The organism is Chromobacterium alticapitis, from assembly GCF_002924365.1.
Lineage (GTDB): Bacteria > Pseudomonadota > Gammaproteobacteria > Burkholderiales > Chromobacteriaceae > Chromobacterium > Chromobacterium alticapitis.
This window is the reverse complement of sequence record NZ_PQWB01000050.1, coordinates 24,184-40,421: the sequence shown is the minus strand read 5'-3', so window position 1 is coordinate 40,421 and position 16,238 is coordinate 24,184. Positions and strand designations below refer to the sequence as shown.

19 protein-coding genes are annotated in these 16,238 nt (G+C 66.6%); 13 read left to right on the top strand and 6 right to left on the bottom strand.

Annotated elements, in window-relative coordinates:
* Positions 1-34 precede the first annotated feature (34 nt).
* A complete protein-coding gene (locus C2I19_RS12995) occupies positions 35-688 on the top strand; it encodes a cytochrome b/b6 domain-containing protein (RefSeq protein WP_103903125.1) in 654 nt (217 codons plus the stop codon).
* 63 nt (positions 689-751) lie between these two features.
* Here the strand turns inward: C2I19_RS12995 and C2I19_RS12990 are convergent, their stop codons facing one another.
* Positions 752-1,192 carry a c-type cytochrome gene (locus tag C2I19_RS12990; RefSeq protein WP_103903124.1) on the bottom strand — a complete coding sequence of 147 codons (441 nt, stop codon included), beginning with the start codon at positions 1,190-1,192 and terminating at the stop codon, positions 752-754.
* Between the two features lie 115 nt (positions 1,193-1,307).
* A complete protein-coding gene (locus tag C2I19_RS12985) occupies positions 1,308-1,736 on the bottom strand; it encodes a c-type cytochrome (protein WP_103903123.1) in 429 nt (142 codons plus the stop codon).
* 150 nt (positions 1,737-1,886) lie between these two features.
* Between C2I19_RS12985 and C2I19_RS12980 the strand changes: the two genes are divergently transcribed.
* The 6 genes from C2I19_RS12980 to C2I19_RS12955 are packed head-to-tail and all read left to right on the top strand — an operon-like array spanning position 1,887 to position 5,985.
* Positions 1,887-2,321 carry a Fur family transcriptional regulator gene (locus tag C2I19_RS12980; protein WP_103903122.1) on the top strand — a complete coding sequence of 145 codons (435 nt, stop codon included), beginning with the start codon at positions 1,887-1,889 and terminating at the stop codon, positions 2,319-2,321.
* Positions 2,322-2,333: 12 nt separating this feature from the next.
* The gene (locus C2I19_RS12975) at positions 2,334-3,251 is read left to right on the top strand and encodes a CobW family GTP-binding protein (protein WP_103903121.1); all 918 of its coding nucleotides are present in this window, start codon (positions 2,334-2,336) and stop codon (positions 3,249-3,251) included.
* Positions 3,248-3,448, top strand: coding sequence for a hypothetical protein (locus tag C2I19_RS12970; protein ID WP_103903120.1), 201 nt, complete (start codon positions 3,248-3,250; stop codon positions 3,446-3,448). Before C2I19_RS12975 ends, C2I19_RS12970 begins: the two co-directional genes overlap by 4 nt.
* Positions 3,445-4,188 carry a metal ABC transporter ATP-binding protein gene (locus tag C2I19_RS12965; protein WP_103903119.1) on the top strand — a complete coding sequence of 248 codons (744 nt, stop codon included), beginning with the start codon at positions 3,445-3,447 and terminating at the stop codon, positions 4,186-4,188. The genes C2I19_RS12970 and C2I19_RS12965 overlap by 4 nt, the downstream gene beginning before the upstream one ends.
* Positions 4,188-5,063: a metal ABC transporter permease gene (locus tag C2I19_RS12960; protein WP_103903118.1), complete on the top strand. Its 876-nt coding sequence runs from the start codon at positions 4,188-4,190 to the stop codon at positions 5,061-5,063. Before C2I19_RS12965 ends, C2I19_RS12960 begins: the two co-directional genes overlap by 1 nt.
* A 19-nt stretch (positions 5,064-5,082) precedes the next feature.
* Entirely contained in the window at positions 5,083-5,985 is a 903-nt protein-coding gene (locus C2I19_RS12955) for a metal ABC transporter substrate-binding protein (RefSeq protein WP_103903117.1), read from the top strand.
* Here C2I19_RS12955 and C2I19_RS12950 read toward each other — a convergent pair.
* The gene (locus C2I19_RS12950; RefSeq protein ID WP_103903116.1) at positions 5,978-6,643 is read right to left on the bottom strand and encodes a sulfite exporter TauE/SafE family protein; all 666 of its coding nucleotides are present in this window, start codon (positions 6,641-6,643) and stop codon (positions 5,978-5,980) included. The two genes, C2I19_RS12955 and C2I19_RS12950, sit on opposite strands and share 8 nt — an antisense overlap.
* Before the next feature lie 358 nt (positions 6,644-7,001).
* On the opposite strand from C2I19_RS12950, the gene C2I19_RS12945 reads away from it, so the two are divergent.
* From C2I19_RS12945 to C2I19_RS12920, 6 genes are all read left to right on the top strand, one after another.
* The gene (locus C2I19_RS12945) at positions 7,002-7,787 is read left to right on the top strand and encodes an enoyl-CoA hydratase (RefSeq protein ID WP_103903115.1); all 786 of its coding nucleotides are present in this window, start codon (positions 7,002-7,004) and stop codon (positions 7,785-7,787) included.
* 150 nt (positions 7,788-7,937) lie between these two features.
* Positions 7,938-8,837, top strand: a complete 900-nt coding sequence (locus tag C2I19_RS12940) for a LysR family transcriptional regulator (protein ID WP_103903114.1) — start codon at positions 7,938-7,940, stop codon at positions 8,835-8,837.
* A 32-nt stretch (positions 8,838-8,869) separates the two neighbouring features.
* Positions 8,870-9,316 carry a hypothetical protein gene (locus tag C2I19_RS12935; RefSeq protein ID WP_103903113.1) on the top strand — a complete coding sequence of 149 codons (447 nt, stop codon included), beginning with the start codon at positions 8,870-8,872 and terminating at the stop codon, positions 9,314-9,316.
* 73 nt (positions 9,317-9,389) lie between these two features.
* Positions 9,390-9,806, top strand: coding sequence for a GFA family protein (locus C2I19_RS12930; protein ID WP_103903112.1), 417 nt, complete (start codon positions 9,390-9,392; stop codon positions 9,804-9,806).
* Positions 9,790-10,320: a GNAT family N-acetyltransferase gene (locus C2I19_RS12925; RefSeq protein WP_158253705.1), complete on the top strand. Its 531-nt coding sequence runs from the start codon at positions 9,790-9,792 to the stop codon at positions 10,318-10,320. The genes C2I19_RS12930 and C2I19_RS12925 overlap by 17 nt, the downstream gene beginning before the upstream one ends.
* Entirely contained in the window at positions 10,317-10,946 is a 630-nt protein-coding gene (locus C2I19_RS12920) for a glutathione S-transferase (protein ID WP_103903110.1), read from the top strand. The genes C2I19_RS12925 and C2I19_RS12920 overlap by 4 nt, the downstream gene beginning before the upstream one ends.
* Before the next feature lie 48 nt (positions 10,947-10,994).
* Here the strand turns inward: C2I19_RS12920 and C2I19_RS12915 are convergent, their stop codons facing one another.
* From C2I19_RS12915 to ptsP, 3 genes are read right to left on the bottom strand one after another with little or no spacing between them, the layout of a single operon-like run.
* On the bottom strand, positions 10,995-12,653 hold the full coding sequence (locus C2I19_RS12915; protein WP_103903109.1) for a PTS fructose transporter subunit IIC: 1,659 nt from the start codon (positions 12,651-12,653) through the stop codon (positions 10,995-10,997).
* A 33-nt stretch (positions 12,654-12,686) separates the two neighbouring features.
* The gene (gene pfkB, locus C2I19_RS12910; RefSeq protein WP_103903108.1) at positions 12,687-13,643 is read right to left on the bottom strand and encodes a 1-phosphofructokinase; all 957 of its coding nucleotides are present in this window, start codon (positions 13,641-13,643) and stop codon (positions 12,687-12,689) included.
* Positions 13,640-16,141 carry a phosphoenolpyruvate--protein phosphotransferase gene (ptsP, locus tag C2I19_RS12905; RefSeq protein WP_103903107.1) on the bottom strand — a complete coding sequence of 834 codons (2,502 nt, stop codon included), beginning with the start codon at positions 16,139-16,141 and terminating at the stop codon, positions 13,640-13,642. Before ptsP ends, pfkB begins: the two co-directional genes overlap by 4 nt.
* Between the last annotated feature and the right edge of the window lie 97 nt (positions 16,142-16,238).

Below are 16,238 nucleotides of genomic sequence, written 5' to 3'. Positions count from 1 at the left end.
AAATGGACGGCTGGAAAATTGGAAAGGGAATGCGATGTCGCAGCAGGTCAAGGTTTGGGATGCGCCCACGCGTTTGTTCCACTGGACGCTGGTGATTTTGTTCGGCGCCATGTGGTATTGCGCCGAGCAGGGCGGCGAATGGCTGCAATACCATATCTATTGCGGCGTGGCGCTGGCTTCCTTGCTGGTGTTCCGCCTGATCTGGGGCCTGGTAGGCAGCCAGACGGCGCGCTTTTCCAACTTTGTGCGCGGGCCGCGCGCCGTCGCGCGCTATGTGCGCGGCGAATTGCCGGAGCATGAGGCGCCGGGCCATAACCCGCTGGGTGGCTGGATGGTGGTGGCCATGCTGCTGGCGCTGTGCGCGCAAGTCTTGACCGGACTGTTCTCGGCCGATGTGGACAGCTATCTGTACGACGGTCCGCTGGCCAAACACATAGGCGGAATGGCGGAGTCGGTCACCGGCGCGCACAAGCTGCTGTTCAACGGCCTGCTGGGCCTGGTGGCGCTGCATATCGCCGCCATCGTCGTTTACCGGGTGGTGAAGAAGCAAAATCTGGTGCGGCCCATGCTGACCGGCTACAAGCGCATGGCCGGCGAGAAGCCGCGCCTGCATTTTTCTCATGGCGCGCTGGCGCTGGCGGCCTTGCTGCTGTCTGCGGGCGGGCTGTATTTCGCCTTGCTGCGCTGAGGGTCTGTTCAAAGCCAAAAGCCGGTATATAGCCGGCTTTGGGGTTCTCATGGGCGCGGAGGTTTATTTTTCCGGCCCGCGGAAGGCGTCGTGACAGGTTTTGCAGCTTTGCGCGACCTGGCCGTAGCTTTTCTTGATCGAGGCGAGGTCGCCGCTCTTGGCTGCGGCAGCGAGGTTATCCGTCGCCTTCAGCAGTGCGTCGCGGTTGGCCTGGAATTTGGCCGGCTGGCTCCAGATTTCCGGCTTGGCCCGGCTTTTGCCGCTGATGCTGTTGGCCGGAAAGTGGTTGAACGGCTCGCGCGCCAGCGTGCGCAACGTTTCCGCTTGCTGTTCGAACTGAGTCTTGTTGTACGGCGCGCGTTCGCGGACCACCATGCCCAGCGGTTCGAAGGTCAGCAGCATTTTCTTGAATGCCTTGGTCCGGACTTCTGCCGGCGCGTCGTCGGCGTGGGCGGCGGGAATGGCGATGGCTGCCAGCAGCAGCGCGGTCAATATCTTGTTCATGGCGTCTCGAATGGGATGTCGATAGGGCGATGGAGGCGCGCTCGCTGGCGCGCCAAGTCCTGCCGATTATATCGATGACGGCGGGGATTGGGGCCGGAGGGCGGCCCCGGCAGGATCAATCCTTGCGGAAATCCTTGTGACAGGCCTTGCAGGTCTGGTTGGTTTCGGCGAATTGCTTGCGGATCGCGTCGAGGTCGCCAGTCTGCGCCACTTGCTTGAGCTTGGCGGTGGCCGCCTTGTGGTTGTCTATGACTTTTTGCCAGTCCGCGGGCTTGCTCCAGATTTCCGGCCGCGCGCCAGTCTTGCCGGCGTCGCTGCCGGCTGGGAAATATTGCCAGGGCTGTTGCGACAGCTGCTCCAACTGGCTGGCCAGCTTGGCGAACGCCTCTTTGTCATAAGGGGTGTCGCCCTTCACCATCTTGCCCATGGCGCCCACCGTGGTCTTGTACTGCTTGAATACCTGCTGGCGCTGGCTGATCGGATCTGCGGCGAATGCCTGGCCGGCCAGCAGCAAAGCCAGTGAAGCCATCAACATTTTTTTCATCGAAACTCCTCTTGTTTGGCATGGATAACGGCGTTGGCAGCGTACCACGACGCGAAGCCGCCCTAAAACCTCAATATGTAAATGGTTGAACATGCGTGATGTTATACAGTAACATTCGTGGCTGACTCTGCCTGATCAAGAGATGAATCCATGGATGCCCCCACTTATTTGAGCGCCGCCGAGCGCCATTGCGCGGCGCGCGGCAGCAAGTTGACCGAGCTGCGCCGCCAGGTGCTGGAGCTGGTGCTGGGCCGCAGTGGCGTGGTCAAGGCCTACCAGGTGCTGGCGGACCTGCAGCAGCAGCGCGGCTCGGCCGCGCCGCCCACCGTCTACCGCGCGCTGGACTTCCTGGTGGAGCACGGCCTGTTGCACAAGGTGGACGCGCTCAACGGCTTCATCGTCTGCGAGCATTTCGACTGCCAGCACGAGAGCCTGATCCTGGTGTGCGAGCAATGCGGCCGCGTCAACGAGGTGGACGCCGCCGGCGGACTGGCCAGCCTGCGCGAAATGGCCCAGGCCGCCGGTTTCGCGCTCAGTCCGCAAAACCTGGTGCTGGCCGGACGCTGCCAGTCCTGTGCCGCTTAATTCGAAAAAATCATGAATAAGACCAAAGTCAATCTGTTTACCGGCTTTCTGGGCGTGGGCAAGACCACCGCGCTGCGCCATTTGATCGCCAACCGGCCGCCGCATGAAAAGTGGGCGGTGATCGTCAACGAATTCGGCGAAGTGGGCATAGACGGCGCCGCGTTGCTCAATGATGAGCTGGCGGTGGCTGAAATCGCCGGCGGCTGCCTGTGCTGCGTGGCGGGCCCGCAAATGACAGCCACCGTGGCCACGCTGCTGCGCCGCGAGAGGCCGGACCGACTGCTGATCGAGGCCAGCGGTCTCGCCCATGCCGCCGGCGTGATAGATGAATTGCGCGCCAAGCCGCTGGGCGACGCGCTGGAGGTGGCCGCGGTGCTGACCCTGGTGGACCCGCGCCAATTCATCCAACCGGATTATCACCGCCAGCCGCTGTACCGCGACCAGATCTCCATCGCCGACGTGCTGGTGGCGAATAAGATAGACACCGCAGACATCCCCACCATGGACGCTTTCCGCGCGCAGGCCGCGGCGCTGTTCCCGCCCAAGTCGCTGGTGGGCGAGGTGCGCGAGGGCCGGCTGGACGTTTCCTGGCTGGACGCGGAGCTGGCGGCCAAACCGCGCTACCGTCCTGCCGCGCTGCCGGACAATGCCAGCGCGTGGCAGTCTGCTGGCTGGACCTTCGATCCGGAGCTGAATTTCGACGGCGAACGGCTGACCCGCTTCTTCGACGACTTGCCCAAGAAAGTGCCGGGCCTGGTGCGCGCCAAGGGCGTGTTCCGCGTGTTGGATAGTTGGGTGTGGCTGAACTGGGCGGCCGGGCAGTGGGGCGCCGCCCAGGTGTCCTGGCGGCGCGACAGTCGTTTCGAACTGATCGCGCCGGCGTTTGAGGCGGAAACGGTGGAAGCCTGGCTGAGGGAGTGCCTGGAATGAGCGACGCGCATTCGCACGAGCATGGGCACGGCCATGGCGCGCATGCCCACGCGCCGCACCGCCACGTGACGGCGGCTAATCTGCGGCCGCCGCTGAGCCTGCTGGCCATGTCTGCGGGCCAGCGCGTCGTCCTGACCTTGCTGCCGCTGGCTAGCCTGTGGCTGCTGGTGTGGTGGGCCTTGCGGGAGCTGGCATGAGCATCATCCTGAACAATCTGACGGTGTCCTACCAGCGCCATCCGGCGGTGCACCACATCAGCGGCCGTTTCGCCGAAGGCGACGCCACCGCCATCTTCGGGCCTAACGGCGCCGGGAAGAGCACTTTGCTGAAGGCGATGATAGGCGCGCTAACGCCGGATTCCGGCAATGTGGACTTGAACGGCCACCGCCGCAGCGACATCGCCTATCTGCCGCAGCAGGCGGAGATAGACCGCAGCATGCCGGTCAGCGTGCTGGAACTGGTGGGCACCGGCCTGTGGCACCAGAGCGGCCCGTTCGGCCGGGTGGGGCGCGAGGGCATGTCCCGCGCCATCGAGGCGTTGGAACAGGTAGGGCTGGCCGATTTTGCGCTGCGCCCCATCGCCGCGCTGTCCAGCGGCCAGTTCCAGCGCGTGCTGTTCGCCCGCATCCTGGTGCAGGACGCCCGGGTGATCCTGCTGGACGAGCCCTTCAACGCGGTGGACGCCAAGACCACCGAGGATTTGCTGAAACTGGTGGCGCGCTGGCGCGGAGAAGGGCGCACGGTGATCGCCGTGCTGCACGACCCGCTGCAAGTGAAGGCGCATTTCCCGCATGCGCTGCTGATGGCGCGCGAGGTGATTGCCTGGGGCGGCAGCGCCTCGGTTTTGACGGATGACAATTTGCGGCGTGCGGTGGAGACCGCCGCCCACTGGCAGGCCCAGGCGCCGGTTTGCGGCCTGGATGGAGCGAGAGCCTGATGCAACACTTGTACGATTTGCTGGTTTCGCCGTTTGTCGAATTCGCCTTCATGCGCCGCGCATTGGCGGGCTGCCTGGCGCTGGCGCTGGGTTCCGGCCCCATTGGCCTATTCCTGGTGATGCGACGGATGAGCTTGATGGGCGACGCGATGAGCCACGCGGTGCTGCCGGGCGCCGCCATCGGCTTCATGTTCGCCGGCCTCAGCTTGCCGGCGATGAGTCTGGGCGGCTTTTTCGCCGGCGTGCTGGTGGCGCTGCTGGCCGGCCTGGCCACCCGTTTTACCAGCATCAAGGAAGATGCCAGTTTCGCCGCGTTTTACTTGCTGTCCCTGTCGCTGGGGGTGCTGCTGGTATCCAGGGGCGGCAGCAACGTCGACCTGATGCACATCCTGTTCGGCTCGGTGCTGGCGGTGGATGACGCCGCGCTGTATCTGGTATCCGGCGTCGCTTCGGTAACGTTGCTGACCCTGGCCGTGATCTACCGGCCCTTGCTGCTGGAAAGCCTGGACCCGGTCTATCTGCGGGCGGTGGGCGCGCGCGGCGCCTGGTGGCATCTGTTGTTCCTGATGCTGGTGGTGCTGAACCTGGTGGCGGGCTTCCAGTCGCTGGGCACGCTGATGGCGGTGGGCCTGATGATGTTGCCGGCCATCACCTCGCGGCTGTGGACTGAGCGCATCGAGGCCATGCTGGCTTTGGCTGTCGGCATTGCCTTCTTCAGCGGCCTGGGCGGCCTCTTGCTGTCCTACCACTTCGAACTGCCGTCCGGTCCCGCCATCATTCTGCTGGCCGGGGTGGTCTATCTATTGTCTTTGCTGTTCGCGCCGGTGGGCGGAGCGCTGCCGCGCTACATCCGCGCGCGGCATCTGGAATCTTGAACCAAGAAGGGGAAGCCTCATGAAGAAAACGCTAGCCGCCTTGCTGTTGCTGGGCATGCCGGCCTTGGCCTTGGCCAAGGTGCCGGTAGTGGCCAGCTTCAGCATCATCGCCGATATGACCCGCGAGATAGGCGGCGACCGAGTCGAGGTGGTGTCGCTGGTGGGGCCGGATCAGGACGCCCACGTATTCCAGCCGTCGCCGGCTGACATCAAGAAAGTGTCAGCCGCAAAGGTGCTGGTCACCAATGGCCTGGGTCTGGAGGGCTGGATGAGCCGGCTGGACAAGGCGGCCAACTTCCGCGGCGCGACCGTGGTGGCGTCCAAGGGCATCAAGACCCGTCAAGCGCCGGAAGAGGAGCATGCCGAGCACGATCATGCGCACAGCCATGACCACGGCGATGTCGATCCGCATGCCTGGCACGACCCGGCGCGGGTGCAGACCTATATCAAGAACATCAGCGCCGGCCTGATCCAGGCCGACCCAGCTGGCAAGGCCGAATACCAGCGCCGGGCCGCCGATTACGCCGCCAAGGTGAAGGCGCTGGACGACTGGGCCAAGCAGCAGTTTTCCACGGTGCCGGCCGCCAAGCGCAAAATCCTGACTTCGCATGATGCCTTCGGCTATCTGGGCGAGAGTTACCAGGTAAAGGTGTTGGCGATTCAGGGCGTCAGCACCGAGGCGGAGGCATCGGCCAAGGGCGTCGCGCAGCTGACGCGCCAAGTCCGGCAAGAGGGCGTCAAGGCGGTGTTCATGGAAAACATGACCGACGCCAGGCTATTGAAGCAGCTGTCGGCCGAGGCCAAGGTGCAGATAGGCGGGAAGCTGTACGCTGACGCGCTGTCCGGCCCGAGCGGTCCGGCCGCCAGTTATCTGCAGTTGATGCGCTACAACGTCGGCACCATCATGAAGTCGTTCAAGTAAGCAGCTGAAGCAGCCGCCAGGCGCCCAAGCCCGCCACGCCCAGTCCGGCAGCCAGCCGCACTGGGCGTTTTTGCATCCAGCGGCGCAGGCCGCTAGCGAACACGCCCATCAACAAGAGATTGGGCAGGGTGCCCAGGCCGAAGGCCAGCATCAGCCCGGCGCCATGCCAGGCCGAGCCGCTGGCCAGGGCTGAGAGGGCGGCGCTGTAGACCAGGCCACAGGGCAGCCAGCCCCATACGGTGCCGACTGCGATGGCGCCGGCCGCGGAGCGCACCGGCAGCATGCGGCCCACCCATGGTTGAATTCTTCGCCAAACTGGCTGTCCGAGTTTTTCCAGGAAGACTATGGCTTGGGCCAGGCCGGCCAAGTAGAGGCCCATGGCCACCAGCATCAGATTGGCCAGCGCGTACAGGGCAAGCTGGAAAGGATGGGAATCCGCCAGGCTGAGCCCGGCGGAGGCGAGGCCGCCCAGCAGCGCGCCGATTAGCGAATAGCTGGCGATCCGGCCCAGGTTATAGCCGGCCAGCACGCGCCAGCGCGCCGCGCCGGCGGGGTGGTGCAGAGTGAGGGCGGCGACGATGCCACCGCACATGCCGACACAGTGGCCGCCGCCTAGCAGGCCGGCCGCCAGCAGTATCCAGTAATTGCTTTCTAACATGCCGCAAATCGCTGATGAAAGCTCTATGGTAACAGAGCGGCATGACGAAGATGCATGGCTGGCCGATTCCGCTTGACGAGGGGGTGCGGCAGCCGGCTGCGGATTCTTTTTGGCATTGTTGAAACGGACATTCTACAAAAAAGGTTGGATATAATTGTTTCGCCTACTGGCCAAAAGGACAGTTTGCAAAGAAAATGTCGGACTGGGCGAAACAGGGAAGGTGATGCCTCCTTCAGGCGGCACGCACTTCCGGCCCGGATCCGGACCGCGCATTGGGAGCGATCGGCGCGCAAGCGAGCGATTGGGGCGGTTCGGGCTGCCAACGAAAAGGAAACGGGGATACAGTGAGGAACACAATATGGCCAGGTATTTGACACTAGAACGGCTGGGCAAGTCAGCCATCGTCACGCTTTCCAACCTGCCTGCCAATCTGCTGACGACCGAGGGCTTGAATGAGCTGGCCTCGACGCTGCAGGCGTTGAATGCGGATGACGGCGTGCGTTCGGTGGTGATTACCGGCGCCGGCGATTCGTTTTTTTCCGCCGGAGCGGATTTGAAGCAGTTCGCCTCAGGCGACAAGGCCGAGGCCGATACGCTGCTGCAGGCTTTCGCCAATGCCTTGCAAGCCATCCGCGGCTACCGCGGCGTCACCGTGGCTGCGGTCAACGGCTTCGCGCTGGGCGGCGGGCTGGAATGCGCGCTGGTATGCGATTACATCATCGCCGAGCGCGGCGCCAAGCTGGGCCTGCCGGAAGCCAAGGTCGGCCTGATTCCGGCCGCGGGCGGCACCAAGACGCTGGCCGACAAGGTGGGCGTGTCCTGGGCCAAGCGCATCATACTGGGCGGCGAGCTGGTCAGCGCCGAGCAGGCGCTGCAAATCGGCTTGATCGAGGAAGTGGTCGACCAGGGCTTCGCCAAGATCGTCGCTGTCAGCCTGGCCAACAAGGTGGCCAGCCAGGCGCCGGGCTCGGTCGCCGCTGCGCGCAAGCTGATCGAAGACAGTCCTAATCTGACGCTGGACGAGCACCTGAAGCGAGAGCGCGCCGCCACGCTAGGGCTGGTGGGCGGCGCCGAGCAAGTGGAGGGGGTGGCCGCCTTCCTGGCCAAGCGCGCGCCGAGCTGGACCCAAGAGGACGACGATTGATGCAGTCCGTCGCGGACGCGTCATGAGCCAACCGCCTGACCGCATGATTGCGGCAGGCGGTTTGTTTTTGAACGAACAACTGGTGCTGTGCTAGCCTACACGGCATTGGCATATTCTGTTCGAATGGCAGGACGAGAAGCAGGGGAGAGCATGGAAATCTACCAGTTGCGGACCTTTGTCACCGTGGCCCAGCAAGGCCACCTGACGCAGGCGGCCGAACTGTTGCATTTGTCGCAGCCGGCGGTGACGGCGCAGATCAAGGCGCTGGAGGAAGAAGTGGGCATGCCGCTGTTCGAGCGCAATGCGGGCGGCGTCAGCCTGACGCGCGCCGGGCAGGAACTGCTGCCGCAGGCGCAAGGCGTGCTGGGCGCCGCGCGGGATATCATCCACCACGCGCGCGCGCTCAAAGGGCAGCTGGCAGGCCAGGCGCGCATAGGCGTGACGCTGATGCCGGACATCCTGAAGCTGGGGCCGTGGGTGTCCGCGCTGGTGGAGAAATATCCCTTGCTGGAGGTGAAGCTGAGCCACGGCGTCTCGGTGGATGTATTGAATCTGGTGCGCAAGAAGGAGCTGGACGCGGGCTTCTACCTGGGCAAGAACCCGTATATGAACGTCTGCACCGTGCCGTTGCGGCCGCTCTCTTTCCGTGTGGCGCTGCCCACGGCCTGGGCCGGGCAGTTGGCCGGCGGCCGGCTCAAGGAGCTGGGCAAGTTGCCGTGGATAGGCATTTCCCAATTTTCCAGCCTGTCCAAGATCACGGCGGAGCTGTGGCGCGAACTCAATATCTCGCCGAAGAAGGTCGCGGAAAGCGATCATTTGTCGGTGATCCTGGAACTGGTGTCGGCCGGTGTCGGCGCGGCGCTGGTGCGCGAGGAAGAGGCGCAGGCCTGGCAGGACGCGGGCCGCGTCTGGCTGGTGCCGGAACTGAGCAAGAGCGCGGATCTGCAGTTTGTCTATCCGGCGGACCGCGAAGGCGATCCGGTGCTGGAAACCCTGTTGCGGGAGCTGCTGGCGGTGTGGCGGTTGCCCTGTCCGCAAGCAACGGCTTGAGGCGCGAACGCGCCGTCTAAGAAGGAGGCCACATGGTCAACTGGTTGGTCGACGCGGTGGAAAGCTGCTGCGGCGCGATGGAAAGAGGGCAGCGGCGCTGGCTGGACGCGCAGGAGGATGCCTGTAGCAACTGGCTGTCGCCGGCATTCCCGCTCTCGCGAGGGGATGCGGAGCGCCGATTCGACGGTGGCTTGCTGGCCGGCGCCGCGCTGTGGCAGGCCCAGGCCGATACCCAGCGCGAGCTGATGCTGGCGGCGGAGCGGCTATGGGTGGAAATGGCGCGCAGTCTGCAGCGGCAACTGCCGGACGATGACGCGGCGCCCATCGCCGCGATGCGGCGGGCGCTGGAGTTGGGCTGCGTCTCCGGAGCGGCCATGTCCACCGCCTCGCGCCAGGCCGGGCACTTCGCCGCCACGCGCTTTTCCGCCACGCCTTTGAAGGCGGCGCGGGATGTGCGCAAGGCGTTGACGCAGCGCTGAACGAATCGCCGCGCAAATTGCGTGATATGCTTTGCGCATTATTGGCGCAAGACGCCACATTGCGGAGCGTTCCATGCGGATTCACGGCAGTTGCCACTGCGGCAATATTTCTTTCGACCTCGATTGGCCTGATGCGCAGTCCATTCCCGCCCGCCGCTGCGGCTGCTCCTTCTGCCGCAAGCATGGCGGCGTGTGGACCGCGTCCCCCGCGGCGGGCTTGGCGGTAATGATGCGCGACCCGCAGCGAGTGTCGCGCTACCGTTTCGGCACCGCCACCGCCGATTTCCATATCTGTTCCGATTGCGGCGTCGCGCCGCTGGCCGTCAGCGAGATAGACGGCCGGCGGTATGCCGTGGTCAGCGTTAATGCTTTCGATACCCAGGAACTGTCCATCGCCGAGGCGGTGGATGTGTCGTTCGATGGCGAAAGCGAAGCCGAGAGATTGGCGCGCCGCGCGCGCAACTGGATCGCCGATGTGCGCTTCGTCTGATCGTCCGATTCGCCTGGAAGCCATTCCGCTTGCCGCGCTGGCTGAGCTGGCGGAAGGCAGGCAGCCCCTCGGCCTGGGCGGCGTTTGCGAGGAGGGCGCGTGGCCGCCCGCGCTGGTGGCGCAGAGGGCCTTGCGCCTCTTGGCGGAGGGCGGCGCGGAGCGTTGGTGCCTGCCCTATGCCATGCTGGACGCGCGCGGCGTCATCGTGGGCGGCTGCGGCTTCAAGGGCGAGCCTTGCCTGGGACTGGTGGAAATAGGCTACGCGGTGGCGCCGAGCCGGCGCGGCGCGGGCATCGCCACTGCCGCCGTGGGCGAGCTGCTGGCGTTGGCCTTGGATGGCGGCGCGCGACAGGTGCTGGCCCAGATCAATCCGGACAATGCGCCGTCGTCGCGGCTGGCGGCCAGGCTGGGTTTCACGCGCGGCGAGGTGTTGGTGGACGATGAAGGCGAGCCGCTGGCGCAGTGGCTGTGGCCGGGCGCGATCGATTCTGTTCAAGATGGAGGCTATCCATGAAGCTGATAGGCATGCTTGATTCCCCCTTCGTGCGGCGCGTCGCCGTTTCTCTGCAATTGCTGGAGTTGCCGTTCGAGCATCAGCCGGTTTCGGTATTTAGCGGCTTCGATCATTTTCGCGCGATCAATCCGGTGGTCAAGGCGCCCACGCTGGTCTGCGACGACGGCACCATCCTGCTGGATTCGACGCTGATTCTGGAGTATGCGGAGAGCGTGTCGACTCGCAGCCTATTGCCATCGGCGCCGCAGGCCCGGCTGGCGGCGTGGCGCCGTACCGGACTGGCGCTGGCGGCTTGCGAGAAGAGCGTGCAGGTTGTGTATGAGCGGCAATTACGCCCGGCCCAGAATGTGTACCAGGCGTGGTTGGAGCGGGTGAGCGGCCAGGTTCTGGCCGCCTTCGACGCGCTGGAGGCAGAACTGGCGTTTCCGCAGCCGCTGCGGGAGGCCTCGTTGGACCAGTCGCTGCTGACGACGGCCATCGCTTGGCATTTCAGTCGGGAGATGATTCCGGACGTGGTGCCGGCTGGCCCGTATCCGCGCTTGGACGCGTTGTCGCGGCAGGCCGAGGAGCTGGATGCGTTTCGCGCCGCGCCGTTCGGCGATGGCGTATGCAGGCCAGGCAAATGAAAACGCGGCGCCTCGGCGCCGCGTTTTATGTCCGCGCTCCCGCGAGTCTCAGGCCAGGGCCGGTTTCTTCAGCATTCTAAGCATCAGCGCGGTGAGCGCGGTGCCGGCGGCCAGAGCGGCCAGATAGCTGCCCAGGTGCGCTACCGCGTTGGGGATGGGCAGTACGAACACCCCGCCGTGCGGCACCTTCAGCTCCACTCCCATGGTCATGGAAACGGCGCCGGCCAAGGCGGAGCCGGCCATCAGCGCCGGGATCACGCGCAGCGGGTCGCGCGCGGCGAACGGTATCGCGCCTTCGCTGATGAAGGCCAGGCCCAGCACGCCAGCCGCCTTGCCGGCCTCCTGTTCGTCCGCGGTGAAGCGGTCGCGGAACACACGGGTGGCCAGCGCGATGCCCAGCGGCGGCGTCATGCCGGCCGCCATCACCGCCGCCATCGGCGTGTACACCTGGCTGGCGATCAGACCTGTGGCGAAGGCGTAAGCCGCTTTATTGACCGGGCCGCCCATGTCGAAGGCCATCATCGCGCCCAAGAGCGCGCCCAGCGCCAGCGCGCTGCTGCCTTGCATGCCCTTCAGCGCAGCGGTCAGCGCCGACAAGACGGCCGCCACCGGTTGGCCCACCACATAGATCATCAATAAGCCGGTCAGCAGCGAACCCAGCACCGGCAGGATCAGCACCGGTTTCAGGCCGTCCAGATGCTGGCCCAGCTGGATGCGGCGGTTCAACTCGCGCGTGCCGTAGCCGGCGATGAAGCCGGCGATGATGCCGCCGAGGAAACCCGATCCCAAGCTGGCGGCCAGCATGCCGCCCACCATGCCTGGGGCGATGCCGGGGCGGTCGGCGATGGAGTAGGCGATGTAGCCGGCCAGTATCGGCACCATCAGCGCGAAGGCGGACTTGGCGCCGATCTGGAACAGCGACCAGGCCAGCGTGCCCTTGTGCGCGTCGTCGAAGGCGTAGATGCCGCCCAAGGCGAAGGCCAGCGCGATCAGGATGCCGCCCGCGGTGACGAAGGGCAGCATGAAGGACACGCCGGTCATCAGGTGGCGGTAGGGGCCGTCCTTGGCTTTTTCCTGCGCGGCCGATGAGGCGGCTGGCGCGTGGTCGGCGGCCCAGGGCTGGGCCTCGGCCTGCGCGCGGCAGATCAGGCCCTGGCCGTCGGCGATGGCCGCCTTGGTGCCGCTCTTGAACAGCGGCTTGCCGGCGAAGCGGTCCAGCTGCACCTGGGTGTCGGCGGCGATGATGACTAGGTCCGCGGCGGCGATGTCGGCGGCGCTCAGCGCGTTCTGCGCGCCGACCGAACCCTGGGTTTCCACCTTGATGGCGTGGCCCAGCGCCTTGGCGGCCTGAGTCAGCCCCTCGGCGGCCATGAAGGTGTGGGCGATGCCGGTGGGGCAGCCGGTGATGGCGACGATGCTCAATGCTTTGGCGGCCGCCTTGGACGGCAGTTGCGCGGCCGGGTCGGCCAGCACTTGGTCCAATGTGGCGCTGCGCAGCGGCAGCGGGCCGAAGCGGCCGTCATCCGGGCTATCCACCAGCAGCACCTGGCGCGCGCCGGCCAATTGTTCGGCGGCCAGGGCTGGTTGGCCGTCTATCTCGATGACGATGTCTTGCCCCTGTCGCTGCGCGGCCTGGCGCAGCGCCTCTGCGGCGAGCCGGGCCTGGGTGCTGCGTTCGCCGGAACGGATGATGGCGACGATGCTCATATGATTCCCCTGTGTGAAAGGTCGGCGCGCGTATCAGTTCGCGGCTAGGGTTCGCAGGCTGACGGCGGCGGCCAGCTCGCGGATGTGTTGCGGCGGCGGCAGGTGCGGGCCGACGCGTTGCAACTTGGCGGCGGCGAAGGCCATCGCCAGTCTGAGGCTGTCTTGAACGTCCAGCGCCTGGCTGCGGGCGGCGACCAGGCCGGCTACCAGCGCGTCGCCGGCGCCGACCGTGCTGAGCGGCCGTTGCGGCGGCAGGCTGGCCAGCAGCGACTGCTCGCCGTCTACCAGCAGCGCGCCTTGTTCGCCCAGAGACACCACGACGCGGCTTACGCCCAGCTGTTGAAGGCCGCGGGCGCAATCGACCACGTCGTCGAGCGTGCCCAGCTCGCGGCCGGCCCATTGCGCCAATTCCTCGCGGTTGGGCTTGACGCAGTCGGGCAGCGCTTCCGGCGGATTGGCCAGCGCGGCGGCGAGCGCCGGCCCGCTGCTGTCCAGCAGCACCCAGGCGCCTTGTCGTTTCAGTTGCGCGCACAAGCTGGCCCAGGCATTGGCCGGCAAGCCTGGCGGCAGGCTGCCGGCCAGCACGGCGATGTCGCCGGCGGCGGCATCGGCCAACCCGGCGGCCAGCGCAGCCAGTTCGGCCTCGCCGACGGTCGGGCCGGGCAGGTTGACGTCGGTGGTGCCGCCGCGCTGGAGATCGGCCAGCTTGATATTGGTGCGCGTCGCGCCGGCCACGCGCAGCATGCGGTCATCTATGCGCTTGGCGGCGAACAATTGTTCGAACGGCGCGGCGTTGTCGCGGCCGAGCAGGCCGTGGACGGTGGCGTTCAGGCCCCAGTCGGCCAGGCAGCCGGCCACGTTGACGCCCTTGCCGCCGGCATTGATGGCGGCGGCGCGCGCCAGGTTGACGCATCCCATCTCCAGCGCGTCCAGAGTGACGGTCTGGTCCAGCGCCGGGTTGGCGGTGACGGTGTGGATGGCGCCGCTCATGCCAGCGCCTCCAGCAACTGCCGCACTTCGTCGGCGCTGTCGCAGGACAGAGCTTGTTCGGCTAGGCTTTGCAGCTGGGCCAGCGGGTGGCGGCGCAGCATGGCTTTGACTGAGGCGATGTCGTGCGGACTCATGGATAATTCGTTCACGCCCAGGCCGGCCAGCACGGCCGCGCCCTGCGGATCGCCGGCGATGCCGCCGCACACGCCCACCCAGCGTTGGTGCGCCGCCGCGCCTTGCACGGTCTGGCGTATCAGCCGCAGCACGGCCGGATGCAGGCTGTCGGCCTCGGCCGCCAGTTCCGGGTGCTGGCGGTCCATGGCCAGCGCGTACTGGGTCAGGTCATTGGTGCCGATGGAGAAGAAGTCGACATAGGGGGCGAGCTGGTCGGCCAGCAGCGCGGCGGCCGGCACTTCCACCATGATGCCGATGGGAACTTGCGGCGCGTCCAGCTCCTGACGCACGCTTTCGCAGATGCCCTTGAGGCGGGTGATTTCTTTCAGCGAGCTGATCATCGGGAACATGATGGACAGCGGCTTGCCGCTCTTGGCGGCGCGATAGAGGGCGCGCAGCTGCGGCTCCAGCAATTCGCGGCGGGCCAGCAGCAGCCGCGCGCCGCGCATGCCGAGGAAGGGATTGTCCTCACGCGGCAGGTTCAGATAGGGCACTTGCTTGTCGCCGCCTATGTCCAGCGCGCGGACGATCAGCGGCCTGCCTTGCAGCGCCTGCTGCATGGCGAGATAGGTTTTCAGCTGTTCTTCCTCGTCCGGCGCGGCGTCGCGCTCCAGGAACAGGAATTCGGTGCGCATTAGGCCCACGCCCTCAGCGCCGGCCTCCAGCGCGGCGGCGGCCTGGTCCGGCCGGTTGATGTTGGCGGCGATCTCGATGCGCGCGCCATCCGCGGTCTGGCCCGGTTGCTGCCGTTCCGCTTGCTGGCGATCGCGCTCGTCGCGCTGCGCCTGCAGCCAGGCGCGGGCGGAGGCGAGGTCGGCCTCGCTTGGGTTCAGATACAGCCGTCCGGCATCGCCGTCCAGGATGGCCGGACTGCCGTCCGCCACGTCCAGCAGGGCGGGTCCGGCCGCCACCAGGGCGGGCAGGCCTAGCGTGCGCGCCAGGATGGCGGTGTGGGCGGTGGGGCCGCCATGCGCGGTGGCCAGGCCCTTGATGCGGGACAGATCCAGCGCGGCGGTGTCTGAAGGCGCGAGGTCCGGCGCTAGCAAGATGGTGTCCAGGCCAAACTCAGCCGGGGCGCGTCCTCGCAGCGACGAATCCAGCTGGAACAGCACGCGCCGGCCCACGTCGCGCAGATCGGCGGCGCGGGCCGCCAAAAGCGGGTTGCCCAGCGCGGAGATTTTCTCGGCCAGCCGTTCTACCGCCTGGTGCCAGGCCCACTCCACGCCATGGCCGGCCACCATCAGCTGGCAGCTCAGGGTGATCAGGTCGGTGTCGTTCAGCAGCTCCGCCTGGGCGTGGAAAATGGCGGCCTCGGACGCGCCCAAGGTGGCCTGGGTGGCGTCGGCCAGTTGCGACAGTTGGCGGCGGGTGGCGGCCAGCGCCTCGTGCAGCCGGTCGCCGCCTTCGGCCAGGCTGATGGGGCGATCCGGCACTTGCAGTGTTTCGCCGGCCAGGATGCGCGCTTCTCCTATGGCCAGGCCTGGGCTGGCCGCGATGCCGGGCAGCGAAATCAGCGCGCTCGCGGGACGCCAGCCAGCGCGCGGGCGCTGCGCCGCCGCGCGCTGGGCGGCGATGGCGGCGGCCGTCTGCTCCGCCAGGCTGGCTTCGCGCATGGCTTTGACGAGCTGGCGCACGCCGGTTTCGGCCTGCGGGCCGCGGCCGGAGACAGCGATCAAATCGCCCTGGCGCAATCCCAGCTGCAATAGCGAGATCAGATTTTTGGCGTCCGCCGTCCGGTTGCCGTGGCGCACCTGCAATTGGGCCGGGCTGCGCCGCGCCGCGTCCACCCACAACGCGGCGGGACGGGCGTGCAGGCCGTTGGGGTAGTCCAGCCGCCATTCGTCGCTTATGTCCAGATCCTGGGCTTCCGCGTCCGGGGGCAGTTCCTCCTCCGGCTGGCGCAGCGCGGCGATCAGGTCGGCGCTGTCGCCGGTGACGAACAGCGGCAGCAGCCTGGCTTCGTCCTGCAACAGGCGGGTCAGCTGGCGCAGCATGGCCAGGTGATCGTCGGAGCGGGCGGCGATGGCGCACAGCAGATGGGTGCGCTGGCCGGGATTCCACTCCAGCCCGTCCGGAATCTGCAGGATGGCGACGCCGGTGCGCAGCACCAGCGCGCGGTCCTCCACCATGCCGTGCGGGATGGCGATGCCGTTGCCCAGATAGGTATTGGCCACCGCCTCCCGGCGCAGCAGGCTGTCTATGTAATCGGGGGCGATGCAGCCGGCGTCGGCCAGCATTTGGCCGGCCTCGCGGAGCGCGGCCTCTTTGCTGGCGGGGCGGCAGCCCAGGCGTATCAGTTGCGGGTTGAGCAGGGCGTCGGACACGGCGGACCTCGTTCAGGGATGCGATATGTTTGGCATTGAAAACGATTACATTCGGGCTGTCAATCCAGAGTGTTTGACCTAAATCCATAAATGCAGT

What these genes read in the sequence shown, in the direction of transcription:
- C2I19_RS12995 (WP_103903125.1), top strand. Translation starts at nt 35, where the DNA reads ATGTCGCAGCAGGTCAAGGTTTGGGATGCGCCCACGCGTTTGTTCCAC.
- C2I19_RS12990 (WP_103903124.1), bottom strand. Translation starts at nt 1,192, where the DNA reads ATGAACAAGATATTGACCGCGCTGCTGCTGGCAGCCATCGCCATTCCC.
- C2I19_RS12985 (WP_103903123.1), bottom strand. Translation starts at nt 1,736, where the DNA reads ATGAAAAAAATGTTGATGGCTTCACTGGCTTTGCTGCTGGCCGGCCAG.
- C2I19_RS12980 (WP_103903122.1), top strand. Translation starts at nt 1,887, where the DNA reads ATGGATGCCCCCACTTATTTGAGCGCCGCCGAGCGCCATTGCGCGGCG.
- C2I19_RS12975 (WP_103903121.1), top strand. Translation starts at nt 2,334, where the DNA reads ATGAATAAGACCAAAGTCAATCTGTTTACCGGCTTTCTGGGCGTGGGC.
- C2I19_RS12970 (WP_103903120.1), top strand. Translation starts at nt 3,248, where the DNA reads ATGAGCGACGCGCATTCGCACGAGCATGGGCACGGCCATGGCGCGCAT.
- C2I19_RS12965 (WP_103903119.1), top strand. Translation starts at nt 3,445, where the DNA reads ATGAGCATCATCCTGAACAATCTGACGGTGTCCTACCAGCGCCATCCG.
- C2I19_RS12960 (WP_103903118.1), top strand. Translation starts at nt 4,188, where the DNA reads ATGCAACACTTGTACGATTTGCTGGTTTCGCCGTTTGTCGAATTCGCC.
- C2I19_RS12955 (WP_103903117.1), top strand. Translation starts at nt 5,083, where the DNA reads ATGAAGAAAACGCTAGCCGCCTTGCTGTTGCTGGGCATGCCGGCCTTG.
- C2I19_RS12950 (WP_103903116.1), bottom strand. Translation starts at nt 6,643, where the DNA reads ATGTTAGAAAGCAATTACTGGATACTGCTGGCGGCCGGCCTGCTAGGC.
- C2I19_RS12945 (WP_103903115.1), top strand. Translation starts at nt 7,002, where the DNA reads ATGGCCAGGTATTTGACACTAGAACGGCTGGGCAAGTCAGCCATCGTC.
- C2I19_RS12940 (WP_103903114.1), top strand. Translation starts at nt 7,938, where the DNA reads ATGGAAATCTACCAGTTGCGGACCTTTGTCACCGTGGCCCAGCAAGGC.
- C2I19_RS12935 (WP_103903113.1), top strand. Translation starts at nt 8,870, where the DNA reads ATGGTCAACTGGTTGGTCGACGCGGTGGAAAGCTGCTGCGGCGCGATG.
- C2I19_RS12930 (WP_103903112.1), top strand. Translation starts at nt 9,390, where the DNA reads ATGCGGATTCACGGCAGTTGCCACTGCGGCAATATTTCTTTCGACCTC.
- C2I19_RS12925 (WP_158253705.1), top strand. Translation starts at nt 9,790, where the DNA reads ATGTGCGCTTCGTCTGATCGTCCGATTCGCCTGGAAGCCATTCCGCTT.
- C2I19_RS12920 (WP_103903110.1), top strand. Translation starts at nt 10,317, where the DNA reads ATGAAGCTGATAGGCATGCTTGATTCCCCCTTCGTGCGGCGCGTCGCC.
- C2I19_RS12915 (WP_103903109.1), bottom strand. Translation starts at nt 12,653, where the DNA reads ATGAGCATCGTCGCCATCATCCGTTCCGGCGAACGCAGCACCCAGGCC.
- pfkB (WP_103903108.1), bottom strand. Translation starts at nt 13,643, where the DNA reads ATGAGCGGCGCCATCCACACCGTCACCGCCAACCCGGCGCTGGACCAG.